A 24,872-nucleotide genomic window follows, 5' to 3' on the forward strand; every position below is an offset into this window, starting at 1 on the left:
CCGATTACTCAGCAGCGCGGGGGCCCTGTTACCAGGCCAGCCACCCGATCGCCGTCTCCAAAAATTTCGTCACGCCGAGATTCCAGCGGATGGCCAGCTTCGGATCGACTTCGGTTTTCATGAAGCTGTTGATCCGCTTGTTCTCCAGCACCATGCTGAACTGCGGATCGATCATGACCCAGGACAGCGGCGCGGAGTGGTTGAGCTTCATCGTGACCTCGCTGTCGAGGCCTTCCCACGTTTTGTCCAGTTGGGTGCCGTCGGCAAAGCGAAAGCGGATCGGCACGTTGGCATAAGTGCCGCCAAGCCTGCGTATTTGCACCAGGTTCTCGTACAGGCTTTGGCCGTTCTCGGTCACCTGGCGCGTCTGAATGCCGGTGACGGCGTAGTCGGTCATCATGCCGCCGTACACATATTGATCGAAGAAGTCCTGCCAGCTCGTCTTGGTGACATCCTCGACCGTCTGTTGAAAGTCCGAGGTGGTCGGATGCTTGAACCTCCAGCGCTGGAAATACGTTTTCATGATCTTGTCCATCGTCTCCGCTCCGACCTGCCGCTCCATCGCTTTGAGCACGAGCTTGGCTCTGGTGTACACGTTCTCCGCATACTGATTATGGCCGCCCGCGTAACCCCAGGAATGCAGCTTGAGCGGAGCGGGGTGCGTCATATAAGCCGATTCGATCGGGAGCTGGGGCCTTACGCCGTATTCCGCCTCCATAATCCGGTCCTCCGCATACGAGGTGAAGCCCTCGTCGAGCCAGGCCTCCTCGAATTCGTTGGAGGCGACCATGCCGTACCAGAACTGATGGCCGATCTCGTGAACGATCACCCGCTCCAGATTCAGCCCCGGGTCCTCGTCCGCAGCGCCCCATGCGGTAATCAACGTCGGATATTCCATGCCTCCGGCGCCGTTGCCGTCTGCCGGCGGGACGATGATCGAGAGCGTGGAATACGGATACGTTCCGTACCACTCGGTATAGCGGGCGAGCGCTTTTTTGGCGGCGGTCATGTAGCGGGACTTCAGATGCTCGTGCTTCGGGTCCAAATACAGTTTGATGCGAACGCCCGGCAAATTCGGCGTAGCGTACGGCTCCTCGAAGTACACGAAATGCGGGGAAGCGGCCCAGGCAAAATCGTGCACGTCGTCGGCGTAGAAGGAATACGTCTTGAAATGGCCGTCGCTTGCCGGCGGCTTGGTCGGAAAGCCGGTCGCCGCGACCGTATAATCGGCGGGCACCTTGATGCGGACGTCGTAAATGCCGAAATCGGCGTAAAATTCGGAATTGCCGTGATACTGGTGCAGATTCCAGCCTTCGCTCTCCCGCCCGCGCCTTCCCGCCGGTTCGTATACCGCGATTTTGGGGAACCATTGCCCCGCCATCACGAAGTCTCCGGCATAGCCCATTCTTGCGAAAACCTGGGGCAGCTTGACGGAATAAGCCATGTGCAGCGTCACGGCTTCTCCCGGCCCGACCGGCTTCGGCAGAGCGACCTTCAGCAGCGTCTTGTCATCCGGATTGCCGTCGTCCGGCTGCACGTAAGAGGTACGGGCGATGAGTTCTTCTCCTTCGCTCGTCCTGATCGAGTCAACCTGCATGCTGCCGAAGCTGCCATCCTTGTGCGGGTCGTCCCGCAGCTTGCCCCCCGACTCCTGCATAAAGGTCGTCTTCTTCGATTCGAAGGCGTTCGGGTACAAGTGAAAATAAAGCTCCTGCACCGGCTGGGCGCCGGGATTGTTCCAGGTCAGCGAGGAGGTGCCGATGATCCGCTTGCCTTCCGCATCCAGCTCCGCATTCAGATGATACTCCACGATGCGGGCGGAGAGGGGGTTCGGGGCCGGTTTTTCCGCCGGCTTGGCCGGCAGGCTGGGCGGGGCCGGCGTCGGCGCCGGCGCGGGCTCCATGCTCCGCGCCATCACCGGCTTGGCCGCATCGGAGGAGGCCGCGTCTGTGGCCGCGTCTGTGGATTCGGCGGTTCGCAGCGGGTAAGAGACGGCACGAGGGTTGCCGGCGAGCGGCTTCCCTGACGGAGGAGCTCCGGCTGCAGCCGGCTCCGGAACGAAGCTGGCAGAGGGCCTGTCCGGCCCGTCGCCGCCGGAAAGCAGCGCTTCGGCCAGAAGCGTCCCCCCGCAGGCGAGCACGAGGACGCATCCCCATTGCGCGAATCGGTTGCCAAGAAGTTTCTTCATTTTCTTTATTCACCCCGTTGACAAGCATCTACAGCATGTATATGTTTGCATTCCGGGGATTATTAGCTAAAATTATAAGGGAACTGAACTTTCTTGAAGCAGGGCGCGGGCTGCCTGCGTCAGAAGCGGCCTGCCATGGCCGAAAGCGGCCTGCCATACGAGCCATAAAGGGGATGAAACGAGTGGATTTCCAAGGACAGACGCCGCAGGACGGGCCTTCCGTAGGAAAGAAAAAGCTAAGCCTGAATATAGTCAGCGGCAAGAATGAGCACCGCGGCTTCGGCTCAGGCACGATCGATTTGAGCCAGCTCTCGAGCGTCATCGTCGACGGGGATTCGGCTTATCTCGATATGGGGGCGCTTCATGCCAAGAGCAAGGTGGAGCGGGGGATCAAATTTTCCGTCAATAAGGACGACGTGCCGAACGGCCGCCCGTGCTGGGTCGTCTGGGTAGCGGTCGGCCGGGACGAGGCCGGGGAGAAATACTACGCCGGCGTCACTTCATGCGAAATGCTGATCGACGAGGAAGCGAAGCGTGGGTGGAAAATTTTGGCCGATCACGTCAACCGGATGGATTATGCGCTTAAGCGGCGCATTATACTCGATAATCTGGGCGCGGCGCAGCGGGCGGCGCTGCGGAAGCTGCTGGAGGAGCGCGATCCGGACATGTGGCGGCGTTCGAGCGACGAGCTGAAGTCGGCGCTTGCTTAGAGGAGGAACGTCCTTCTCGCGAGCAGGCCAAAAAAATAAATTTTGTACATTATGTGTCCGGCATTGTACGGCCCGTCGTAACCATGTATACTAATGCCTAGTATATGCACCATATACTAGGACAGCAAAAAGGCAGACCGATCAGGTCTGCCTTTTTGTGCTTTGCCGCGATATTATTTCGCGGGTGGCCCTGCAGGCTCCGCCTGGCCGGGATCGACGGCGGGTCGCCCTTGCGAATCAGGCTGGCGCGGCCGTTTGTTCCGGCGCCGTCCTGGCCGGGTTCCGCCATGCCGGAGCCGCCCTCGTCAGCTGGTCCACCAGCGCTTCAGATCCTCCCACCAGGAGCGGTTCTGCTTCGGCTTGCTGTCATAGTCCGCAGCTCCGTCATGCGCTGGAGCCGATTGGCCGGTGCAGTATTCCGTCGGCTCGGTGCCGGCGATGAACACCTCCATCCGTGAATTCGGACAGCTGTCGTTGGCCAGCTTCCCGGAGGCCGGATCGATATAAACGGCGCTTACGCCGTCCGGCATGTCGAAGAGCTTCGGCGGCACCGATTCCAGCGTGCGCTCCGTGAACTCGGCGAAGATCGGCGCCGCCAGATGCGATTCGGCCGCGCTGACGTTGCGGCCTTTGTCATAGCCGACCCAGACGGCCGTCGCCAGCTCGGGGGTAAAGCCGACCATCCAGGCGTCGGCATCGGTCGTCCCCGTCTTGCCCGCGACCGGTCGCTTCAGCACATTGGCCACGCGGCTGCCCGTCCCGCCCTGGTCGAACACGCTCTCCATCAGCTGTGTCAGCACATACGTATATTGCGGCTCGATGACCGCTTCCTGCTGCGGCTGCGATTCGTAAAGAATTCGTCCGCGGTAGTCCTCGATGCGGATGATGGCCGTCGGCTCGTTGCGGATGCCTTGGTTGGCCAAAATGCTGTAAGCCGCCGCCATCTCCAGCGGGCTGACCGCGAAGGTGCCGAGCGCCAGCGACGGGACGGGCTTCATCGGGCTGCGAATGCCCATCCGCCGTGCCATTTCGATCACCTTCTCCGGTCCTACATCCATAATCGTATGTACGGCGAAGATATTGTCCGATTTGGCAATGGCTGTGCGCATGTCGATCCAATCGAAATATTTGTCGTTGAAATTGCTCGGAGTATACGTCTGCCGGCCGCTGTCGTAGGTGAACGTCGTCGGCTCGCTTTTGTACCGCGTGACCGGAGTGTAGCCTTTCTCTTTCAGCGCCGTCAAATACACGATCGGCTTGAATGCGGACCCGGGCTGGCGGGCGCTGGACAGCGCGCGGTTGAACTGAGTCTCCGCGTAGCTCCGTCCGCCGACCATCGCTTTCACATATCCGGTGCGCGGGTCGATGGCCACCAGAGCGGCCTGCAATTCGGGATAGTCCGCCAGCTGCGTCCTCACGACTTCCTCGGCGATGCGCTGCGCTTTCAGATCCAATGTCGTATAAATGCGCAGCCCGCCCTTCTCGAACTGCTCCTCGGTAATGCCGAGCTGATCGATCGCCACGTTGCGCACGTAATCGTGAAAATACGGGGCGGCAGAAGATTCCTTCTTCTCCAGCGGCAAAATCGTTATTTTCTCCCGGGCCGCTTCGTCCGCCTGGCGCTGCGTGATGTAGCCGGCTTCGACCATCGTCCTCAGCACCGTCTTCTGCCTCTCGAACGCTTTGTCCATATCGTAATAAGGCGAATAATACCGCGGCCCCTTCGGGATGCCTGCGAGCAGGGCGCTCTCCGCAAGTGTCAGGCTGGATGCGTCCTTGCCGAGAAACAGCTTGGCCGCCGAACCGATGCCGTAGGTGGAATGCCCGTAATAGATCTGGTTCAAATACTGCTCCAAAATTTGGTCCTTGGACAGCTGCAGCTCCATTTGCACGGCGTAATACGTTTCCTTGAGCTTGCGGCTCCACGTTCTTTCGTGCGTTAAGTACAGGTTGCGGGCGAGCTGCTGGGTTATGGTCCCGGCCCCCTGCACCTTGGCCATATGCTGCAGGTTGACGAGAGCGGCCCTGGCGATCCCCTCCACGTCGAAGCCGGGGTGATCGTAGAACTTCCGGTCCTCGATCGCCAGCGTCGCCTGAATCAGGTTGGGGGAAATGTCCTTGAGCGGCACGAAATCGCGCGTTCTCGCGCTTCCATAGGCTTCGATCGGCTCGCCGTGCATATCGTACATTTGGGTATATGCCGCTATCTTCGAGACAGGCAGCGGCTGGGAGCGCAGGAACAGCAACGCGACGATGAGTGCCGCGGTCAGCGCCGTGAGGCCGGTAAACGACAAGGACGCGATGCGTTTGAACCGGCGGTACCGCCTCAGGCCCGCATCGCCGCTCGGATCGGAGGAAGAGGAATTGCGCTTTCGTTTGCCGGACATGCCCCATCAGCCCTTTCTATCTTGAAAATTTGGCGATATACGCCGACAAAATTTCAACACCGCAGGCGACGACCGATGACGAAGTCTTAGCTCGTCATAGGCGTCTATCTTGATAAATTCGACGAAGTCCTTCGGCGAATTTTTCAACCCCGCAGGTGACGACCGATGACGAAGGAGTCACTCGTCAAAGGTGTCTCTTTGGAAAATCGAAAGTCATCTTTTCCGCACGTTTCGCCTGTGAATATTACTCATTATGGAAAAATGATAGGCGACGTATACTTGCGGCAGCGCGTCAAAAACGATTTTTTTAGGAAGCGCCTGCGCATCAAGGCGTTCCGGTCAAGAAGGGCGGCCGCTTGCCGTTTCCGGTTCGGTTGTTTGACTTGCAATTTTGCCCCGATCCTCTATAATACAATTTGACATGCGCGTCTTGGCTGAAACGGGAACGTATTCTGCGGCCTTGCCAGCTGCGGATTCGCACAGAGAACCCGAAGCATATACCATTTCTCTTTAAGAAAGAAGGTTGGACTGCGATGGAATTGTGGTACACGGAGAAGCAAACGGACAACTTCGGCATCACCGCCAAGGTGAGCCGGACATTCGTCACCGAGAAGACCGAATTTCAGGACCTTGCGATGATCGATACGGTCGAGTGGGGCCGCATGCTTGTTCTCGACGGAATGGTCATGACCACGATTAAGGACGAGTTCGTCTATCATGAGATGGTGGCGCACCCCGCGCTCTATACGCATCCGAATCCGAAGCAGGTGCTGGTTGTGGGCGGCGGAGACGGCGGAGTTATCCGCGAAGTGCTGAAGCATCCGGAAGTGGAAAGAGCGGTGCTGGTCGAAATCGACGGCAAGGTGATCGAGTATTCGAAGAAATATTTGCCTGAAATCGCCGGCGAGCTGGACAATCCCCGGGTCGAAGTGATCGTCAACGACGGCTACATGCACATCCATGATCACAAGAATACATACGACGTCATCATGGTCGACTCGACGGAGCCGGTCGGCCCGGCCGTCAACCTGTTTACGCAGGGCTTCTACAAAGGCATTTACGACGCATTGAAGGAAGACGGCATCTTCGTGGCGCAGACGGACAACCCTTGGTTCAAGGCGGATCTGATTCGCACGGTGAACCGGGATGTGAAGGAGATTTTCCCGATCGTCCGCGTGTACTGCGCCAACATTCCGACGTATCCGAGCGGGCTGTGGACTTTCACGATGGGCAGCAAGAAATACGATCCGCTGCAGGTGGACGAAACGAAGATTCCGGAGATCGACACCAAGTATTATACGCCCCGTCTGCACAAGGCGGCTTTCGTGCTGCCGAAGTTCGTAGAAGATATGACGAAGTAAGCGGGGCGGCGCAGCCGTATCGTGAACTGCGCGAAACGGGGAGCTGAGGGCTCCCTGTTTGCACTTCATTTAATATAGAAGGAGTAGGCCAGCATGCGATTGGATCAAAAATATTCCGGCAATGTGTTCATCTTGAGCTCCGACGATTATGCGGCGTCCCGCGCGGTCATTTACGGGATGCCGATGGATTTCACGGTCAGCTTCCGGCCGGGCTCCCGCTTCGGCCCTGCCCGCATCCGCGAAGTGTCGATCGGGCTGGAGGAGTACAGCCCGTATCTGGACAAGAGTCTGGAGGACATCGTTTACTTCGACGCGGGCGATCTGCTTCTGCCGTTCGGCAACCCCGGCCGCAGCCTGGACATCATTGGCGAATATGTAAGCGGACTGCTTGCGGACGGCAAATTTCCGCTCGGATTGGGCGGCGAGCATCTCGTCTCCTGGCCCGTTATCGAGCAGGTATACAAGAAGTACCCGGATCTTGCGCTCATTCATATCGACGCGCATGCCGATCTGCGGGAATCGTACGAGGGAGAGCCGCTCTCCCACTCGACGCCGATCCGCAAGGCGGCGGAGCTTATGGGCGGCAAGAACGTCTATCAGTTCGGCATTCGCTCCGGATCGCGGGAAGAATTCCGATACGGGCGCGAGAACGTCAACTTCTATCCGTTCGAGGTGCTGGAGCCGCTGAAGAAGGCGCTGCCCGAGCTGGCCGGCCGCCCTGTTTATTTGACGATCGACATCGACGTGCTCGATCCGATGTGCGCTCCCGGCACGGGAACGGCGGAAGCGGGCGGCATTACCTCGAAGGAGCTGCTTGCGGCGATTCACGCGATGGCGGACTCCGAGCTGCGATTCGTCGGAGCCGACGTCGTCGAAGTGGCGCCGGCGTACGATCCGACGGAGCAGACGCAGATCGTCGCCAGCAAGCTGATTCGCGAGATACTGCTCGGGCTGGTGAAATAATCCGGCGATACGGATGTTCATTGGCAGAGCTAGGAGCAGTGAAAGCAGCAGTGGAGAACGAGAACGCCCCCGGCGAATGTGCGGAGGCGTTCTCTTTTTATTAATGAGCGCTCTGCGCGCTTCGCAGCGTGATTACCGTCAGCTCCGGACGACAGAAGAAGCGCACCGGAAGCAGCGACATGCCGATGCCCCGGTTCACGTACAGCTGCAGCTTGCCGTTATTCAGGGAGTACATGCCTTGAACGAAATGTTTGGCTTCCAGCGGCGTTACGACATGGCCGTAGAAGGGGATGCGAACTTGCCCTCCATGGCTGTGCCCGGACAACTGCAGATCGACGGGGAAGTTTGCTGCCGTCAGCGCGAAATCCGGACAATGGGCGAGCAGCAGCTTGAACTCCTCGTCTCTGCTGCCCCAAAGCGCCCCGCCCAGGTCAGGAATCCCCTTGACCGAATCCTCGACGCCGGCAATGCAAAAGGCGCCACCTGGATGCTCCAGCCGGGCAAGACCGTTGCGAAGCACTTGGAAGCCGGCTTCGCTCAGCAGGGACGCGGCGTTCTCCGGACGCCCGCCATAATCGTGGTTGCCGAGCACAGCGTATTTGCCGTAAGGGGCATGCAGTTCTGCCAGCGCCTTCGCGGCGGCGGTCCTCTCCGCCCTGTCAATCGGATGGTCGAGGAGATCGCCGGTGAAGCAGATGAGCCCTGGCTGAAGCCGGTTGATCGTTGCCACGAGCGGAGGCAAGTCTTCGGCATGCAGGTAGAAGCCAAGATGCAGATCGCTGAACTGGATGATGCGCATGCCGTCCCAGGCTTGCGGCAGCCGGGGAAGCTTCACGTCCACGCTCACCGTCTCCAGCCATCCCGGCTCTACCCACCTTGCATACCCGAATCCGGAAGCTGGCGCGACCATCAGCGCGGCGGCCAGACGGATGCTGCGCTTAATAAACTTCCGGCGGGTCATGCTGCGGGCGGACGGTTGAGGGACAGGGGGGATGTTCTTGTATTCAGACATGTGGGCATAGCCCTCCTTGCAGCTGTCGTTTCTATATATAGTAGGACGGTTTGCGGCTGCGATTGGTTTCTTCCGGGCGGCGCCCGCTGTGTGCGTTGACGGTCGGCGTCTTCTTCGCTACACTTGGCATTGGCCCGATTCTTGGGCATAGCGCCAGCGCAAAAAAACTATGGAAGAACCTATGATTCTACATTTTGGACAAGATTGTTTCTTTTCATAATGGAACAGGCTCGGCAAAGGAGCAAAGGAGCATGACGGAACAGGCTCGGCAAAGGAGCATGACGAAACGGCAAGTCAGCATCAGGATTGAAAGCGTCAGCGGCGGCGATCGTATCGTTCAGAAGGCTTCGGGTGTACTATATCCGAAGGGAGATCACGTCTATCTCCGTTATGCCGAAACGGAGGGCGAACTGGGAGAAACGCAGACGACGATCCGTCTGGACGGGAAGGAAATACGAATCGTCAGGAGCGGGGATATCCGGTCAGAGCAAAGGTTTTCCGTCGGGACGCCTTTCCGCGGGTATTACGCGACTCCGCAGGGAAGACTTGAGCTGGAGATTGTGACGAAGTCGCTTCGGACGGAGCTGCCGGTTAGCGGCTCCGGGGAACTTAAGGCCGTCTGGAGCTACGAGCTGCTTGTCGGCGGCGATCTGGCCGGCATGTATCGCCTCAAGCTGGAGGCGCGCTAGCGCTGAAGACCGGGACTCGTGTCAACCGGTCTTCAGCGCTTCCGGCGGGCTGCGGCAATCACGGAGCGCGAGGCGTGAACTTCCTTGGGCGCGATCGTTTGCCTGCCCGGCTTCGGAATAGGCTTGCCGTGCCTTTTGAGCAGCGTCTTCACCTGCTGCACGTTCAGCGCCGGGTTGCGCGAGAGCATCAGCGCCACGACGCCGGATACGTGCGAGGTGGCCATCGAGGTGCCGCTCAGCTCGTTGTACCGGCCGCGCAGCCAGGTCGAGTATATTTTTTCTCCCGGAGCGTAAATGTCGATCTGCTTGCCGGCGTTGCTGAACGGAGCGATCCGCCCTTGGCGCGTCGTGGCTCCGACGGCAATGACCTGCGGCAGGCGGGCCGGATAGTCGATCGTGCCCCGCTTGCCTTCGTTGCCGGATGAAGCGATCACGATGATGCCCGATTGATGGGCGGCCCGGATGGCGGCTTCCAGCGCCTTGCTGTATGTCTTCATACCGAAGCTCATATTGATAATATGCATATTGTTCTCGATGCACCATTCGATCCCGCCGATGATATCGGAGACGAAGGCGCTGCCTAACTGATCGAACGCTTTGACGGGATGAACAAAAGCAAGCGGAGCAACGCCGATCATGCCGCGGCTGCGGGTGAACGCGGCGATGGTTCCGGCGATGTGGGTGCCGTGGCCGTTGTCGTCGTCCGGAGGCAAGTAACGGTTCAAAATGTTGACGCCGTGGGACAGACAGTGTTTGAGGTCGGGATGAGTATAGTCCGCCCCGGTGTCGATGACGCCGATGCGAATTCGCTCGCCGCGCGTTTTTTTCCAGGCGAGCGGCGCCCGGATATGTCGGACACCCCACGGAATGACGGGAGCGGATTTGGCCTTGCGGGCCGGCTGCAGTCCGGTTGAGGTTTTTCGAAGGGGGGTGTGAACGCTCATCCTCGTGTCCTCTTCGATCGTTCCGATTCCGTGCAGCATGGCCCCGTCGGGGATGCTAGCGGGGCTGAGTGTACACGCGATCGCCTGGATCATCGGCATCGGTTGCAACCTGGACCATACCGGTTTTCGGCCAAGGAGCCGGACACAGTATTCGTAGTCCCGGGGACTGGTAAAACGGATGATGAGTTTGCGCTTGTCGTTGCCCGATCCGTTCGCCGCTTCGGCCAGCCATTCGATAAATTGTGACAGTTCCACGGGACCTCCCCTTCCGTGTGTCGTGTCTGATGAAGCATGGAGAAGCATTTGTGTATCGTATGTGGGAGAATTGTTTTTCGTATGAGCACAGGCCTTTTTCCGGAATAATGGGTGTGTGGCCGTGTCAGATTCGCCCGGTGCACATACGATATCAACGGGAGGCTTGCGGCTTGCGCTTTCCCGAAACGAGCGAGTTGCCGAGCAAGCCGGGAACGCCGGGGCGCTTGGCAAGGGGTACAGTCGGAGCGGAGGGGATCGCCCTCCGCTCAAGCTTTCGCCTGGAGGGAACCAGTTGCTTTTTTACATAAAATAAGGTTTACTTATTGAAGATAGTGGATATTGTAGAGGTAGCCGTGAAAATGTTGGAAGGGAAGTGCTGGAATGAGCGGTCAGTATGCGCTGAAAATCACCGCGGAGCAGGCCCAGGAAATGCCTATGGTGGATCTCGCTTTCGAAGTGCTGAAAGCGGCGAACACCCCGTTTTATTATCGGGATCTTATGGCGGAAATCGCCAAAATCAAAGGGCTCTCCGATGAAGAAGTCATGCAGGTTATTGCTCAATTATATACGGAGATTAACATTGACGGGCGATTCGCCTGCGTCGGCACGAATCTGTGGGGGCTGAAGCGCTGGTACCCTGTAGATAAGTCGGATGACGCCGTAGCCAGCGGCAAGCGGCCTCGCATCATCAACGACGACGACGATGAACTCGACGAGGATCTGTTCCCGGAGGAAGAGGATGCCTACGCCGAGGAAGAGGAATACGACAGCTTCGATACCGTTCGCGACGAAGATTTCGAAGGGGACGAGGTGGAGGAAGACTCCGAATTCTTCGAGGATGAGGAGATGGAGGAAGAGGAGCTCGACGAAGCCGAGATCGAAGAAGATGTGGACGAGGAAGAGACCGAGACGGAAGACGACGATCTCGATGACGACAAGTAAGCGTCTGAGACGGAGAATCGCTTTGTCCTTGCCCGTCAAATGATCAGGGCGGTTTCGTCTTGCGTTCACTTGACAGCATGGACCTGAGCGGTTAAACTAGTCATCGGGCTTTAGATAGGACGATACGAACCGAGAGGTTCTAAGCATAAAGTGCCCCGCCAATGCGGGGGGCTTTTTCTTTTTTTAGTCGCATTTTTATGGGGCGGACCGGGGTAAAAAAGCTTGCGCGCCTGCGTCAACTACATTCATTCAGGAGGTTACATAATGACCAAATACATTTTCGTGACGGGCGGCGTCGTTTCCTCGTTAGGCAAAGGGATTACAGCGGCATCGCTCGGAAGGCTGCTCAAAAACAGAGGGCTGAAGGTTACCATTCAGAAATTCGACCCTTACATCAACGTAGACCCGGGCACGATGAGCCCTTACCAGCACGGCGAAGTCTTCGTCACGGACGATGGAGCGGAGACCGACCTTGACCTTGGACATTACGAGCGGTTTATCGACATCAATCTATCCAAGAACAGCAACGTGACGACCGGCAAAATTTACTCGTCGGTCATCGCCAAGGAGCGGCGCGGAGAATATCTTGGGGGAACGGTGCAGGTCATTCCGCACATTACGAACGAGATCAAGGAACGCGTGTTCCGCGCCGGCCGCGAGGCGCATTCGGATGTCGTCATTACGGAAATCGGCGGTACGGTCGGCGATATCGAGAGCCTTCCGTTCCTCGAGGCGATCCGTCAAATCAAGAACGATATCGGCCGGGACAATGTGATGTATATTCACGTTACGCTCATCCCTTATTTGAAGGCGGCGGGCGAAGTGAAGACGAAACCGACGCAGCACAGCGTCAAGGAGCTGCGCAGCATCGGCATTCAGCCCCATGTGGTGGTATGTAGGACGGAGAAGCCGCTGAGCGAGGACATGAAGCGCAAGCTGGCGCAGTTTTGCGATATCGATGCCGGCGCGGTGATCGAATGTCTGGATGCGGAGACGCTGTATGAAGTGCCGATGATGCTTCGCCAGCAGGGGCTGGACGATATTGTGGTGAGCCATCTCGGCTTGACCGGAGCAGCTCCCGCGCCGGATATGACGGAGTGGGAAGGCCTGATTCAGCGCGTCAAATCGCTCAGGGATACAACCGAAATTGCGATTGTCGGCAAATACGTTGCGCTGCATGACGCTTATCTCAGCATCGTGGAAGCGCTCGGACATGCCGGCATCGACTGCAACACGGAAGTGAAGATTCGCTGGGTGAACGCGGAGGAAGTAAACGACCGCAATGTTGCCGAACTGCTTGCCGGCGTGCGCGGCATTCTCGTGCCCGGCGGCTTCGGCGATCGCGGCATCGAGGGCAAGGTGAGCGCAATCCGCTTTGCCCGGGAGAACAACATTCCATTCTTCGGCATTTGTCTGGGGATGCAGGTGGCCGTGGTGGAGTATGCCCGTTCGGTGCTCGGACTGGAGGGGGCGAACAGCTCCGAGATCAATCCGACGACGTCTTACCCGGTGATCGACCTGCTGCCGGAGCAGAAGGATATCGAGGATCTCGGCGGCACGATGCGCCTTGGCCTATATCCGTGCAAGCTGCGCGAAGGGTCGCTTGCGATGCGTTGCTATGAGGACGAATTGGTGTACGAGCGTCACCGCCACCGCTACGAATTCAACAACGAATATCGCGACGCGCTGGAGAAGGCAGGCCTTATGGTAACCGGGACGAGCCCGGACGGCCGCTTGGTCGAAATTATCGAATGCCCGAATCATCCGTGGTTCCTGGCCGTGCAATTCCATCCGGAATTCACTTCCCGGCCGAACCGGCCGCAGCCGTTGTTCCGGGGATTCGTACAAGCCGCTATTCGCCAAGCGCAATGATGATTGCCTGGCAGCTGGGCCCGTCGCCTTTTGGCGGCGGGTATATTTTTTTGTCTGCTGAAATATATATACGATCAGTGGTCAATTGTTGGAACCGTTCGGATCATGTCGAAAAACCGGGAAATCGCAATGCGGCAAGGCTGTCCGGATCTTCCCCCCGGGGATCTGCAGGAACTGCTTGATCTGTAAAAGTTTTCAACTTTATTTATTCTCTTTGCAGGAATACGGGTCTTCGCATCGAATTAGTTACTTCGTAAAGCTACTGCGGACAGATCGGATGAACCGTCGCTTGGACGGATGGGAGGGCACTAATTTGAAGAAGAAGCTGCTTATCGTAGACGATCAGAACGGTATTCGAATCCTGCTCATGGAAGTGTTCAGCAGTGAAGGCTACGAGACTTACCAGGCCTCCAACGGCAAGTTGGCTTTGGAGATCGTGCGCAACGTATCGCCGGATCTGGTGCTGCTGGACATGAAAATTCCGGGGATGGACGGACTTGATATTTTGAAGCATATCAAGAGCATCAATCCTTCCATCAAAGTCATTATGATGACCGCATACGGCGAGCTTGACATGATCAAAGAGGCGACTGATCTCGGAGCGATTATGCACTTTACCAAGCCCTTTGATATCGACGAGCTGCGCCAGGCGGTGAATCAGCATCTGTGCATGCCGCCCAACAATTCATATGCTGTGGGATCCTGATAAGGGATCTCTCTTTTTTAAATTTAGACACGGATGTACTTCTTCGCGCTTTCATCGATCAAGCTTTTCTTAACGTTTCCCGAGTTCTATGATATAATAGGCCAGTATGACAGCGAGCGGTCTACGACACACTCGACACGGTCAATAAACACTCTAGGAGGAAGAACCGTATGCCACTAGTTTCTATGAACGAGTTTTTGCCGAAGGCAAAAGCGAACAAATTCGCTGTAGGCCAGTTCAACATGAACAATCTGGAGTTCGCTCAAGCGATCGTCGAGGCGGCCCAGGAGCTCCGCTCCCCATTCATCTACGGTGTGTCCGAAGGCGCACTGAAATACATGGGCATCGAATTTACGGTAGCGATCGCCGAAGCGGCGGCGAAGAAATCGGGCTTGCCGATCGCCCTTCACCTGGACCACGGCAGCAGCTTCGAAGTGGCTATGAAATGTATCCGCGCTGGCTTCAGCTCGGTGATGTTCGACGGCTCCCACTATCCTTTCGAAGAAAATATACGCCTGACGAAGGAAGTCGTTAAAGCGGCTCACGCCATGGGTGTATCCGTGGAAGGCGAGCTCGGCACAATCGGCGGCGTGGAAGACGATATCAGCGTTGACGAATCCGATGCGAACCTGGCCAAGCCGGAAGAAGCGATCCGTTTCTACGAAGAAACCGGCGTCGATTGCCTGGCGATCGCCGTAGGCACCGCACACGGCATGTACGCAGGCGAGCCGAACATTCGCTTCGATATCATCGAGAAAGTATCCTCCGCAATTCCGGTTCCGATCGTGCTGCACGGCGGCTCGGGCGTACCGGATGAGATGATCCGCAAGTCGATCGCGGCGGGAGTCGGCAAAATCAATGTCAACACGGAAAACCAAGTCGCATGTACGGACACGATCCGCGAAGTGTTGAACAAGGATGCCAAAGTATACGACCCCCGCAAATACCTCACACCTGCCCGCAATGCTATGATCGAAGTTGTGAAGTCCAAGATTGAGCTGTTCGGAAGCGCCAACCAGGCGTAATCACATAACGTGCCGGGAAATGCATCCTGCGGGATGTATTTCCCTTCTGTTCTTTATCATCATCTGGGCTTAACCGAAAGGAATCGTCTTCTGCTCGGCGGAGGAACGGTTATTTCGTGCCGCGTGCGGTTCCCGGGTCCGCTCGGTCAGGTTCTTGCGTGAAAGCAGCGATGTGGGAGGAAAAAGGACGAAATGGAGAAACTGATGGTAGCGGGCGGACGTCCGCTGCGGGGGACGGTGCAAATTAGCGGAGCCAAGAACAGCGCTGTCGCGCTCATTCCAACGGCGCTGCTGGCCGAAACCGCGATCACGCTGGATAATTTGCCCCAAATCAGCGATGTGGCCGTCTTTACCCAGCTTTTGGGTGAACTAGGGGCAGAGGTGACCAGGAACGGCGATCAGATGATCATCGATCCGAGCCTTCTTCGATCCAAGCCTATGCCTAACGGCGATGTCAAAAAACTGCGGGCCTCTTATTATTTGATGGGCGCGCTGCTTGGCCGGTTCGGCGAAGCGATTGTCGGCATGCCGGGAGGCTGCAATTTCGAACCGCGTCCGATGGAGCAGCATATCAAAGGGTTTGAAGCGCTTGGCGCCTCGGTTTCTACGGAGAACGGAGCACTGCATATTCGGGCCAAGCAACTGCGAGGCGCGCGAATATATCTGGATATCGTCAGCGTAGGGGCGACGATCAACATTATGCTGGCGGCTTCTCGGGCCAAAGGTGTTACGGTTATCGAAAATGCGGCCAAAGAGCCTGAAATTATAGATGTAGCAACGCTGCTTAACTCCATGGGAGCAAAAATCAAAGGAGCCGGCACGGAGACGATCCGGATCGAAGGCGTCGATGCGCTGCACGGCTGCAGGCATTCGATTATCCCCGACCGCATCCAGGCGGGAACGTATATGATCGCCGCAGCGGCGACCCGGGGCGATGTGGTGGTCGATAATGTCATCCCGAAGCACCTGGAGGCGATCACGGCGAAGTTGCAGGAGATGGGCGCCCATATTTACGAAATGGACGAGTCGATTCGCGTAGTCGGGCAGCCGGAATACGAAAGCGTGGATGTCAAGGCGCTTGTGTATCCGGGTTTTGCCACCGATCTGCAATCGCCGATGACGACGCTGCTCACACAGGCGCGCGGAGTCAGCATTTTGACCGATTATGTGTACGGCAACCGCTTCAAGCATATCCCCGAGCTGCTGCGCATGGGGGCGAAGATCAAAGTGGAAGGACGATCGGCCGTCATTGAGGGTTCGAAGCTGTCGGCGGCCAAAGTCAAGGCGACCGACCTGCGGGCAGGAGCGGCGCTTGTCATTGCCGGACTGACGGTCGATGAAGGAGTCACGGAAATTTCCGGCGTGGAATACATTGACAGGGGATATGACTATTTGGTGGATAATCTAGCAAGCCTGGGTGCGGAGGTTTGGCGCGAAAATACGCAAGCATCGGTATAGATTATCCTTCGGTTGGGCAATGCTAGAACATAGTTTTGCAAGTCTTGAAAATTTCATAGGTTTGGTGGTTGAACAGTTATGGATCTGCAATTAGCGCAACTGGAAGCGCTGAAGCTGACTGAGCTCTACAAGCTGGCCAAGAAGCATCAGATTCCTTATTACGGCCAAATGAAGAAGAAAGAACTCATTTTTGCGATTTTAAGAGCTCAGGCAGAACAAAGCGGCCTTATGTTCATGCAGGGGACGCTCGATATTTTGCAGGAGGGCTACGGCTTTTTGCGGCCGATCAATTACTTGCCCAGCTCGGAGGACATTTATATTTCGGCCTCGCAGATTCGGCGCTTCGATCTTCGGTCCGGCGACGTCGTTTCGGGCAAGTGCCGTCCGCCGAAGGAGAACGAACGGTATTTTGGCTTGCTGCAGGTGGAGGCCGTGAACGGCGAGGACCCCGAAACGGCTGCCGAACGGCTTCATTTTGCTGCGCTCACTCCTCTTTATCCGCAAAAAAAATTGGTTCTGGAAACTTCCCCGACGAATCTTTCCACCCGATTGATGGATCTTTTGGCTCCTGTCGGATTTGGACAGCGGGGGCTGATCGTGGCTCCGCCGAAAGCCGGCAAAACGTTGCTTCTCAAAGAAATCGCCAACAGCATTTCGACCAATTATCCTGATGTCGAATTGTTTGTCCTGCTAATCGACGAGCGGCCGGAGGAAGTGACCGATATGCAGCGTTCGGTCAAAGGGGAAGTGATCGCTTCCACGTTCGACGAGCTGCCGGAAAACCATATTAAAGTAGCAGAGCTGGTGCTGGAGCGGGCGCAGCGGCTGGTCGAGCATAAGAAGGACGTCGTCATCCTGCTCGACAGCATCACCCGTTTGGCCAGAGCCTACAACCTGGTCGTTCCTCCGACCGGGCGCACGCTGTCCGGCGGCATCGATCCCGGCGCGTTCCACCGGCCGAAGCGCTTTTTCGGCGCCGCGCGCAATATCGAGGAGGGCGGCAGCCTGACGATTCTCGCTTCGGCGCTTGTGGAGACAGGCTCCCGGATGGACGATGTCATCTACGAGGAGTTCAAGGGCACGGGCAACCTGGAGCTGCATTTGGACCGCAAAATGGCGGAGCGGCGCATTTTCCCGGCGATCGACATTCGGCGTTCGGGCACGCGCAGAGAGGAAATGCTGCTGAGCAAGGAAGAGCTGGAAAAAGTATGGGCGATCCGGAAAACGATGCACGATTCTCCGGAATATTTGGACGCTTTCCTGAAAAAGCTCGCCGATACCAAAACAAACCAGGAATTTTTGGACACGCTTGACAAGAACGGCCAATTCTCCGGCGGCGGAGGCGGCGGCCGCAGAGTGAAGCACTCGGTTTCCTGACCGGATGCGCGCTCTTGATGGCAATACCGCTAACGCAGCGGCTGTTGAACCAAGGCATAAGGAAAGTGTTGCAACCGGATAGCCCAGCATGATATAATCTCTGTTGTGTTATTGATAACTCTGTTTCACATGGTGATTCAGGGCAAAAGAGGTGAAAGCAATGAAATCTGGAATTCATCCGACATATCACCAAACGACCGTTACTTGCGTTTGCGGTAACACGTTTGAGACGGGCTCCATCAAGCAAAATCTGCGCGTGGAAATTTGCTCCGCCTGCCATCCGTTCTTTACAGGCAAGCAGAAGTTTGTGGATGCCGGCGGTCGTGTCGATAAATTTAAGAAAAAATACGGCATGTAATATTTTGCCGTATCCCGTTTCGCATAAGCGCGCCTCCTGAGGTCAAGCTATGAATGTCGATCATTCAAGCCTTCAGGAGGTGCTTTTATTTATGTCTCATCCGATGACGCGAATCGCCTCGCTCGTGATTGCCTGCCTGACGGCGCTCGTGCTGATCCTCTCGTCCTGTCAAGGCCAGCAGCAGACGAAGGCATATTCGCGGGACGGTTATATGGGGATGACGGATGTGAACCCGAACGTCCCGCTGAATCCTTCTTACCATACGTACCGGAATGACATGCGTGCGATGGAGCAGGCCGTCCGTTCGATTCCGGGGGTTGTCGTTCGCTCCATTACGATTAACGGACCGAATGCCCGCGTCCGGTTAAGCGTCCCCGGCGTTGCGGCGGCCGAACAGCTTGAAACGATTCGCCAGCAGGCGCTGCAGCAGCTGACCGAGGCTGTACCGAGATATAAGATGGACGTTACCGTTTCTGCTAAATAATCCTTGAGGTTGATATTTGCGTGCGAATGCACTATACTTGTAAATACCGTGCTAGACGGGGAGGTAGCGGTGCCCTGTAACCCGCAATCCGCTGTAGCGGGGTCGAACGCCTATTCGCGGTATAACGATGTAAGGTCTGTGGTTTCCAATGGGGTGTTGAGAGTCAGGTCCTTCGCAATGGATGCCTGTGAACCCGGTCAGGTCCGGAAGGAAGCAGCCGTAAGCAGGAGGTTCCATGTGCCGAAGGGCAGCCTGGCTTGAGCCCGAGCGGGAAATTCCGCTTGGATCGTTATATCAAGGTAGGTGCACGGGCCTAATACGAACGCAAACATCGTTTTCAGCCAAATCTTTGGCGGAGGCGGTGTTTTTTTGTTGCCAAAAGAAGGAAAAGTGGAATAAGGAGAGAATTGTATACCAAAGTTAACCCAGTCAATTCTTTAGAACTGAAAGAGGCCGGGTCGAAACAGGAAGGGCGATTTGATTCAGAAAAAGCTTCCGAAAGCGTTGTTTGAGGAGGGACAAACGTTGCGCGGTAAGTTGACTTTGCTCCAACGATTCGCAGGAACTTTTCTACAGGATGTCAATTTGGGAGTCATTCTGATCAACACGAAATTCGAGCTGATTGATATCAGCGATATGGCCTGCCGAGTGCTCGGGCTGAGGCGCGAGGACATCGTCAATCGCTCGATGGAAGACGTATTTGCCGATCTGCCTCTCGAGCATCACCTGGTACGGAGAAATATTTTGGATGGGGTCATTGTTCGTAATCAGGCGTTGTCGTGGACTAACAACAAGGAACGCTACGAATTGCTGCTGGATTCGAATGTGCTTCGCGACGAGGAAGGTCGCATCGTAGGGGCGTACATCATTTTCAAGGATGTCACGAATTTGCGCTCGCTCGAAGAGCAGGTACAGCGCAGCGACCGGCTGGCCATGATCGGCCAGATTGCCGCGGGGACCGCGCACGAAATTCGCAATCCGCTGACGTCGATCAAAGGCTTCATGCAGGTGCTTCTCAAAACGTTCCAGCAGCAAGGCATGGACCGGGAAGGCAGCTATACGAAGGTCATGCTCGAGGAAATCGACCGAATCAATGAGCTGCTGAACGAATTTCTTTTGCTCAGCAAGCCGAAAAACGTCACTTACAGGCAGGTTGATTTGTCCCAGGTGCTTAAGGATATTTGGCCGATCATCCACAATGAAGCGATTCTTCACGGGGTCACCGTGCAGCATGAGGTCAAAGAGAAGCTTCCCCTGGTAGTCGCGGACCGGGAGATGCTGAAGCAGGTGTTCATTAATATTTGCAAAAACGGCATTGAGGCGATGGGGCCAGGAGGGCGTTTGACTTTGCTGGAAGGCGTCAATTACGAAGAAAAAGAAGTGTTTATCGACATATGCGATACAGGCCCTGGAATCCCTATGTTCATTATAGATAAAATTTTTGACCCCTTCTTTACGACCAAGCCTGAAGGTACCGGTCTCGGCCTGTCCGTATGCCAACGCATCATTCACGACATCGGCGGGCATATCCGGGTATCGTCCAAAGGCTTCGGCACTACCTTCACCGTATGCATTCCCTTTCAATAAACTCCGGTTTGTGCTCAGCGTCCGCTTCAAACCTCCATTCAAGTATAGTATAATAGCACAATAAGCCGTTAGACGCCTATGACGAACAATTCCTCGTCATCGGCCGTCGCCTTCGGTATTGAAAATTCGGCTCATGAGGTATTGCCGAATTTTTCAAGAGAGACGCCTATGACGAACAATTCCTCGTCATCGGCCGTCGCCTTCGGTATTGAAATTTTGGTCGGCGGATTACCGCCAAATTTTCAAGAGAGACGCCTATGACGAACAATTCCTGCCGTCATCGGCCGTCGCCTTCAGTATTGAAAATTCGCCGAAGGACTTTCGTCGAATTTTCAAGAAAGACGCCTATGACGAGTTATTCCTATCGTCATCGGTCGTCACCTGCGGTATTGAAAGTTCAACGTGTGGTACACCGCTGTATTTTCAAGATAGGTGGAGAGGACGAGATGACGCACATCGCCTTATACCGGACGTGGAGACCGCAGTCTTTTCGCGACATGGTCGGCCAGAAGCATATAGTCCAGACTCTGCAAAATTCGCTGCGCGAGGGCAGATTCAGCCATGCGTATTTGTTCAACGGTCCGCGGGGAACCGGCAAGACGACGACGGCCAAAATATTGGCCAAAGCCGTCAACTGCTTGAGAGGTCCTGCCGAGGAGCCTTGCAATCAATGCGAAGCATGTCTCAGAATCACAGAGGGCTCTGTGATGGATGTGCTGGAGATCGACGCGGCTTCCAACCGTGGAGTGGAGGAAATTCGCGATATTCGCGATAAGGTCAAATATGCGCCGACCGAAGTGCGGCGGAAGGTTTATATTATCGATGAAGTGCATATGCTGACCACGGAGGCATTCAATGCGCTGCTCAAGACGCTGGAGGAGCCTCCGGCGCATGTGATGTTCATTTTGGCGACAACAGAGCCCCACAGGCTGCCGGCCACGATCATCTCCCGCTGCCAGCGGTTCGATTTTCACCGGGTTCCGTTGGAGGAGCAGGTCTTAAGGCTGAAGGAAGTATGCCAGGATGAAGCGATTGACGCGGATGAGGATGCGCTCGCTTTCATCGCCAGGCTGTCGGACGGCGGCATGCGCGATGCGCTCAGCCTGCTGGATCAGATCATCGCCTTCAGCGGACAGCGGGTCACTTATGACGATGTGCTATCGATCACCGGAGGGCTCGCATCGGATCAGTTCGGCAAGCTTGTCGCAGCGGTGCAGGCGCGGGACGTTGGCGGGGCGCTGCAGCTTATCGACGGCTTCATGCAAGAAGGCAAGAGCGCGGATAAGTGCATGGAAAGCCTGATCTATTATTTCAGGGATTTGCTCATGGTCAAGCTCGTGCCGCAATCGCAGGCCGTTACCGAACGCATTCTCGATATACGGGGATTTGTCGCAGTGGCGGAGCGATTCAGCGCGGATGCCTTAATGACCATGATTGATACACTTAACTATTATCAGACCGAGATGAAATATTCCGCTCAGCCGCAGACGCTGCTGGAGATTGCGGTCATGAAGCTGTGCAGTCTCGCTGCAGGGGAAGGCGCCGGCCCGAGCCGGGCTGGTGCCGCAGCCGGCCATCCGGCAAGCGCGCAGAGCGGAGCGGAGCCGCAGGATACGGCGATCGTCGGGCAGCTGCTGCAGCGCATAGCCAAGCTGGAGGAGCAGCTCTCCCGCCTCATGAAGCAGGGGGTCGCCGCGCAGGAAGGCGCGGCGCCGTTCCCGGCTTCAGGCGGAGGCGCGTCCGCTGCCCGTCCGTCCGTCCCGGTATCCAAACGAACGGTCGAGAAGCTGGATCGGTATCTTCAGGCCAAGGACAGCGAGGAAACTGCGGCAGTGATTCAGCAGTGGAGTAACGTCCTGTCCGGCGTGAAGGAACGGCGCATTTCGCTGGAGGCATGGCTGAAGAACGGGGAGCCGGTCTCTGTCAGCGACGGTTCTCTACTCGTTGCTTTCCGCAATGACATTCATCGGGAGACGACGGAGAAGCCGGCCAACAAGCAACTGATCGAGGAGGTTATCGGACACGTTCTGGGACAGCCGTACCGCCTCGTTACAGTCATGCTTAAAGATTGGAGAGCCGCAACAGAGCAGCCAGCGGGCGGGGCTGAGCCGCGGGAAGAGCTGAAGCTGGTGCACGAGGATGACGGGAAGGGCGCTTCTCAAGAGGAATGGATTCAGGAGGCTATTCAGCTGTTCGGCGAGGATTTGGTGAAGATCAGGGAAGATGAATCTTGATTACATTAAAGGAGTGTATTGACCATGAATAACATGCAGCAAATGATGAAGCAGGTTAAGAAAATGCAGGAGCAAATGCTGAAAACGCAGGAAGAGCTGGCAGCGAAAACCGTGGAGGGCTCCGCTGGCGGAGGCGTGGTCACGGTAACCGTGAACGGCGCGAAGAAGGTAACCGCCGTCGTCATCAAGCCGGAAGCGGTCGATCCGGACGATGTGGAAATGCTGCAGGATCTCGTGCTTACGGCGATTAACGATGCGATGACGAAGGCGGAGGAGATGGCCGGCAAGGAAATGTCCAAGCTGACCGGAGGACTGAACATCCCGGGATTGTTCTAAACGGTTCCCGGCAGGTCGCGGCCTTGAAGGCCGCTTTTTTTCAGGCCACACCTTGTAACAGCGGCGCATTCGATGCGATAAAGATGAGGCCGTTTGTTTCGGTATTCGATTACTATAGACGCCTATGACGAGCGATTCCTGTCGTCATCGGTCGTCACCTTCGGTGTTGAAATTTTGTCGGCGTATACCGCCAAATTTTCAAGATAGACGCCCATGCCGCCTTGCGCGGCACCATCAGATGGTGAAAATTGGGTCGCGGGCCCTGGGGGCTATTTTCAAGATAGCGAGGAGCCGAAATCCTTTGTTTTATCCGGAACCGTTAGCCAAACTGATCGATTCGTTCACCAGATTGCCGGGAATCGGGCCAAAAACCGCCGCCCGGCTGGCCTTTCACGTGCTTCGCATGAAGGAGGACGAAGTTGTCGATTTTGCCAAAGCGCTTGTTAACGTGAAGCGGAACTTGCTGTATTGCTCGGTATGCTGCAACATTACCGATACAGACCCGTGCCGCATTTGTCAGGACAAGCATCGCGACAGCTCGACGATCTGCGTCGTCCAGGAGCCTAAAGACCTTGTGGCGATGGAACGCACTAAAGAATATAACGGCTACTATCATGTGCTGCACGGAGCGATCTCTCCTATGGAGGGAATCGGTCCTGATGAGATTCGCATTGCCGATCTGCTGAAGCGGCTAAGCGACGAACGCGTGCAGGAGCTGATCTTGGCGACAAACCCCAACATTGAGGGAGAGGCTACGGCCATGTATTTGTCCCGTCTTGTCCGTCCGTTCGGGCTTAAAGTAACGCGAATTGCGCACGGTCTGCCGGTCGGCGGCGATCTGGAATATGCCGATGAAGTGACGCTGACCAAGGCGCTGGAAGGCAGAAGAGAGCTGTAGAAGTCGTAAAGTCAAGACCCGGTTTGATGCGGGTCTTTTTTTAGTTCTATTTCCCTCTCGGACTTTATATGTATGAAGTAAGAAGAAGTGAGGGAAGGTGTTACTATTGCAGAAGCCGGAGTGGCTGAACCGTTGGATCAGGAAAAAGAAGCCGGACGAACTGTCGGAATCGATCAGACGGGACCGTTATTTGCTGCTCGAGGAAATCCATAAGGCTCATATGGAATGGACGACTGCCCAACACCGGTTTGATTATGCGGTGGAAAAAGAGCAGATCGATTACGCCGTATATGCGCTCGAAGCAGCGGAAAAACGGTTCGAAATGCTGCTTAAGCAGGCCAAGGAAATGAACGTTACCGCACGCGACATTTGCTTCGGACAAGCATAGGAGGGGGCAAGATGGCTGCTTATTTGCCTTGGGGCATCTTTATTGCTTCGACGATTTTGCTGATGATTGTCGTGTTTCGCACGCCGTCCGCCTTTCAATGGATGGGGAGGATGTGTTTGCATGTTGCGCTCGCCATCTTTTCGTTGTATATTATAAATCTGTTCAGCAGTTATACGCATTTTGAGCTGCCGATCAACGCCGTTACGGTCGGGACAGTCAGCGTATTGGGGGCGCCCGGCCTCGGGATGCTGGCCGCATTAAAGCTGTGGGTTATAGGCTAACCTTGATTTGAAAAAAATATTTAAAAAAAGCCTTGCAATTTGTTTGTGGTTTGTGTTATATTAATCAAGTCGCCGCTTGAACGGTGACTTTAACAAGTGAAGATGACTTGTCCTTTGAAAACTGAACAACGAGCAAGTGTTTGTGCGACTTTAAGCAAGTCAAAGCCATGAGCTGAATCAGCATCCAATCCCCTTTCCGGGGTAAAAGCAATATTTATTGGAGAGTTTGATCCTGGCTCAGGACGAACGCTGGCGGCGTGCCTAATACATGCAAGTCGAGCGCTGGATGGTTTCCTTCGGGGAATCAACCGGAGCGGCGGACGGGTGAGTAACACGTAGGCAACCTGCCCGGAAGACCGGGATAACTACCGGAAACGGTAGCTAATACCGGATAGGTGGCTTCTTCGCATGGGGGAG

General features: G+C 56.1%; 22 protein-coding genes, 1 rRNA gene and 1 other RNA gene. 20 read left to right on the forward strand and 4 right to left on the reverse strand.

What is annotated here, in order from left to right; genetic code table 11:
* Positions 1 to 28: 28 nt before the first annotated feature.
* Positions 29 to 2,188, reverse strand: a complete 2,160-nt coding sequence (locus F591_RS0116410) for a M1 family metallopeptidase (protein ID WP_019535711.1) — start codon at positions 2,186 to 2,188, stop codon at positions 29 to 31.
* 173 nt (positions 2,189 to 2,361) lie between these two features.
* On the opposite strand from F591_RS0116410, the gene F591_RS0116415 reads away from it, so the two are divergent.
* A complete protein-coding gene (locus F591_RS0116415) occupies positions 2,362 to 2,898 on the forward strand; it encodes a YwhD family protein (protein WP_051109208.1) in 537 nt (178 codons plus the stop codon).
* A 305-nt stretch (positions 2,899 to 3,203) separates the two neighbouring features.
* On the opposite strand, the gene F591_RS0116420 is transcribed toward F591_RS0116415, so the two are convergent.
* The gene (locus F591_RS0116420; RefSeq protein WP_019535713.1) at positions 3,204 to 5,285 is read right to left on the reverse strand and encodes a transglycosylase domain-containing protein; all 2,082 of its coding nucleotides are present in this window, start codon (positions 5,283 to 5,285) and stop codon (positions 3,204 to 3,206) included.
* A gap of 533 nt (positions 5,286 to 5,818) precedes the next feature.
* On the opposite strand from F591_RS0116420, the gene speE reads away from it, so the two are divergent.
* Positions 5,819 to 6,646 carry a polyamine aminopropyltransferase gene (gene speE / locus F591_RS0116425; protein ID WP_019535714.1) on the forward strand — a complete coding sequence of 276 codons (828 nt, stop codon included), beginning with the start codon at positions 5,819 to 5,821 and terminating at the stop codon, positions 6,644 to 6,646.
* A gap of 93 nt (positions 6,647 to 6,739) precedes the next feature.
* Entirely contained in the window at positions 6,740 to 7,609 is an 870-nt protein-coding gene (speB, locus tag F591_RS0116430; RefSeq protein ID WP_019535715.1) for an agmatinase, read from the forward strand.
* A gap of 100 nt (positions 7,610 to 7,709) precedes the next feature.
* On the opposite strand, the gene F591_RS0116435 is transcribed toward speB, so the two are convergent.
* Positions 7,710 to 8,621, reverse strand: a complete 912-nt coding sequence (locus F591_RS0116435; RefSeq protein WP_019535716.1) for a metallophosphoesterase — start codon at positions 8,619 to 8,621, stop codon at positions 7,710 to 7,712.
* Between the two features lie 251 nt (positions 8,622 to 8,872).
* Here F591_RS0116435 and F591_RS28285 point away from each other — a divergent pair, with 251 nt between their 5' ends.
* Positions 8,873 to 9,310 (forward strand): YwiB family protein, encoded by a 438-nt coding sequence (locus tag F591_RS28285; RefSeq protein WP_019535717.1) that lies wholly within the window; start codon positions 8,873 to 8,875, stop codon positions 9,308 to 9,310.
* A 32-nt stretch (positions 9,311 to 9,342) separates the two neighbouring features.
* Here the strand turns inward: F591_RS28285 and F591_RS0116445 are convergent, their stop codons facing one another.
* Positions 9,343 to 10,509 (reverse strand): S8 family peptidase, encoded by a 1,167-nt coding sequence (locus tag F591_RS0116445; protein WP_019535718.1) that lies wholly within the window; start codon positions 10,507 to 10,509, stop codon positions 9,343 to 9,345.
* 381 nt (positions 10,510 to 10,890) lie between these two features.
* On the opposite strand from F591_RS0116445, the gene rpoE reads away from it, so the two are divergent.
* The 16 genes from rpoE to F591_RS0116520 all read left to right on the forward strand — a co-directional run.
* Positions 10,891 to 11,451 carry a DNA-directed RNA polymerase subunit delta gene (gene rpoE, locus F591_RS0116450; RefSeq protein WP_019535719.1) on the forward strand — a complete coding sequence of 187 codons (561 nt, stop codon included), beginning with the start codon at positions 10,891 to 10,893 and terminating at the stop codon, positions 11,449 to 11,451.
* A gap of 264 nt (positions 11,452 to 11,715) precedes the next feature.
* On the forward strand, positions 11,716 to 13,323 hold the full coding sequence (locus F591_RS0116455) for a CTP synthase (protein WP_019535720.1): 1,608 nt from the start codon (positions 11,716 to 11,718) through the stop codon (positions 13,321 to 13,323).
* Between the two features lie 313 nt (positions 13,324 to 13,636).
* Positions 13,637 to 14,029, forward strand: coding sequence for a response regulator (locus F591_RS0116460; RefSeq protein ID WP_019535721.1), 393 nt, complete (start codon positions 13,637 to 13,639; stop codon positions 14,027 to 14,029).
* A gap of 170 nt (positions 14,030 to 14,199) precedes the next feature.
* Positions 14,200 to 15,054 carry a class II fructose-1,6-bisphosphate aldolase gene (gene fba / locus F591_RS0116465; RefSeq protein WP_026326673.1) on the forward strand — a complete coding sequence of 285 codons (855 nt, stop codon included), beginning with the start codon at positions 14,200 to 14,202 and terminating at the stop codon, positions 15,052 to 15,054.
* Positions 15,055 to 15,246: 192 nt separating this feature from the next.
* A complete protein-coding gene (locus F591_RS0116470; protein WP_019535723.1) occupies positions 15,247 to 16,512 on the forward strand; it encodes a UDP-N-acetylglucosamine 1-carboxyvinyltransferase in 1,266 nt (421 codons plus the stop codon).
* Between the two features lie 78 nt (positions 16,513 to 16,590).
* The gene (gene rho / locus F591_RS0116475; protein ID WP_019535724.1) at positions 16,591 to 17,889 is read left to right on the forward strand and encodes a transcription termination factor Rho; all 1,299 of its coding nucleotides are present in this window, start codon (positions 16,591 to 16,593) and stop codon (positions 17,887 to 17,889) included.
* A 160-nt stretch (positions 17,890 to 18,049) separates the two neighbouring features.
* Positions 18,050 to 18,247, forward strand: a complete 198-nt coding sequence (gene rpmE / locus F591_RS0116480) for a 50S ribosomal protein L31 (RefSeq protein WP_019535725.1) — start codon at positions 18,050 to 18,052, stop codon at positions 18,245 to 18,247.
* A 91-nt stretch (positions 18,248 to 18,338) separates the two neighbouring features.
* Complete coding sequence (locus F591_RS0116485) at positions 18,339 to 18,731, forward strand: hypothetical protein (protein ID WP_019535726.1); 393 nt, start codon at positions 18,339 to 18,341, stop codon at positions 18,729 to 18,731.
* Positions 18,732 to 18,777: 46 nt separating this feature from the next.
* An RNA gene (gene ffs / locus F591_RS30495) (signal recognition particle sRNA large type) lies at positions 18,778 to 19,042 on the forward strand.
* 214 nt (positions 19,043 to 19,256) lie between these two features.
* Entirely contained in the window at positions 19,257 to 20,318 is a 1,062-nt protein-coding gene (locus tag F591_RS0116490) for an ATP-binding protein (RefSeq protein WP_026326675.1), read from the forward strand.
* A 446-nt stretch (positions 20,319 to 20,764) separates the two neighbouring features.
* The gene (gene dnaX / locus F591_RS0116495) at positions 20,765 to 22,552 is read left to right on the forward strand and encodes a DNA polymerase III subunit gamma/tau (protein ID WP_019535728.1); all 1,788 of its coding nucleotides are present in this window, start codon (positions 20,765 to 20,767) and stop codon (positions 22,550 to 22,552) included.
* A gap of 24 nt (positions 22,553 to 22,576) precedes the next feature.
* Positions 22,577 to 22,888 (forward strand): YbaB/EbfC family nucleoid-associated protein, encoded by a 312-nt coding sequence (locus F591_RS0116500; RefSeq protein WP_019535729.1) that lies wholly within the window; start codon positions 22,577 to 22,579, stop codon positions 22,886 to 22,888.
* A 301-nt stretch (positions 22,889 to 23,189) separates the two neighbouring features.
* Entirely contained in the window at positions 23,190 to 23,786 is a 597-nt protein-coding gene (recR, locus tag F591_RS0116505) for a recombination mediator RecR (protein ID WP_019535730.1), read from the forward strand.
* Between the two features lie 97 nt (positions 23,787 to 23,883).
* Entirely contained in the window at positions 23,884 to 24,174 is a 291-nt protein-coding gene (locus F591_RS0116510) for a DUF2508 family protein (RefSeq protein WP_156829594.1), read from the forward strand.
* 11 nt (positions 24,175 to 24,185) lie between these two features.
* Positions 24,186 to 24,455 (forward strand): pro-sigmaK processing inhibitor BofA family protein, encoded by a 270-nt coding sequence (locus F591_RS0116515; protein WP_019535732.1) that lies wholly within the window; start codon positions 24,186 to 24,188, stop codon positions 24,453 to 24,455.
* A 214-nt stretch (positions 24,456 to 24,669) separates the two neighbouring features.
* Positions 24,670 to 24,872: ribosomal RNA gene (locus F591_RS0116520) — 16S ribosomal RNA — on the forward strand; the annotation flags it as partial.

It is taken from the genome of Paenibacillus ginsengihumi DSM 21568, from assembly GCF_000380965.1.
In the GTDB taxonomy this organism is placed as follows: Bacteria; Bacillota; Bacilli; order Paenibacillales; family NBRC-103111; genus Paenibacillus_G; species Paenibacillus_G ginsengihumi.

Coding starts and splice junctions, on each gene's coding strand:
- speB (WP_019535715.1), top strand. CDS start 6,740: ATGCGATTGGATCAAAAATATTCCGGCAATGTGTTCATCTTGAGCTCC.
- fba (WP_026326673.1), top strand. CDS start 14,200: ATGCCACTAGTTTCTATGAACGAGTTTTTGCCGAAGGCAAAAGCGAAC.
- F591_RS0116415 (WP_051109208.1), top strand. CDS start 2,362: ATGAAACGAGTGGATTTCCAAGGACAGACGCCGCAGGACGGGCCTTCC.
- F591_RS0116435 (WP_019535716.1), bottom strand. CDS start 8,621: ATGTCTGAATACAAGAACATCCCCCCTGTCCCTCAACCGTCCGCCCGC.
- F591_RS0116515 (WP_019535732.1), top strand. CDS start 24,186: ATGGCTGCTTATTTGCCTTGGGGCATCTTTATTGCTTCGACGATTTTG.
- rpmE (WP_019535725.1), top strand. CDS start 18,050: ATGAAATCTGGAATTCATCCGACATATCACCAAACGACCGTTACTTGC.
- F591_RS0116455 (WP_019535720.1), top strand. CDS start 11,716: ATGACCAAATACATTTTCGTGACGGGCGGCGTCGTTTCCTCGTTAGGC.
- rpoE (WP_019535719.1), top strand. CDS start 10,891: ATGAGCGGTCAGTATGCGCTGAAAATCACCGCGGAGCAGGCCCAGGAA.
- F591_RS0116470 (WP_019535723.1), top strand. CDS start 15,247: ATGGAGAAACTGATGGTAGCGGGCGGACGTCCGCTGCGGGGGACGGTG.
- F591_RS0116500 (WP_019535729.1), top strand. CDS start 22,577: ATGAATAACATGCAGCAAATGATGAAGCAGGTTAAGAAAATGCAGGAG.
- F591_RS0116420 (WP_019535713.1), bottom strand. CDS start 5,285: ATGTCCGGCAAACGAAAGCGCAATTCCTCTTCCTCCGATCCGAGCGGC.
- F591_RS0116485 (WP_019535726.1), top strand. CDS start 18,339: ATGTCTCATCCGATGACGCGAATCGCCTCGCTCGTGATTGCCTGCCTG.
- F591_RS28285 (WP_019535717.1), top strand. CDS start 8,873: ATGACGGAACAGGCTCGGCAAAGGAGCATGACGAAACGGCAAGTCAGC.
- F591_RS0116410 (WP_019535711.1), bottom strand. CDS start 2,188: ATGAAGAAACTTCTTGGCAACCGATTCGCGCAATGGGGATGCGTCCTC.
- speE (WP_019535714.1), top strand. CDS start 5,819: ATGGAATTGTGGTACACGGAGAAGCAAACGGACAACTTCGGCATCACC.
- rho (WP_019535724.1), top strand. CDS start 16,591: ATGGATCTGCAATTAGCGCAACTGGAAGCGCTGAAGCTGACTGAGCTC.
- dnaX (WP_019535728.1), top strand. CDS start 20,765: ATGACGCACATCGCCTTATACCGGACGTGGAGACCGCAGTCTTTTCGC.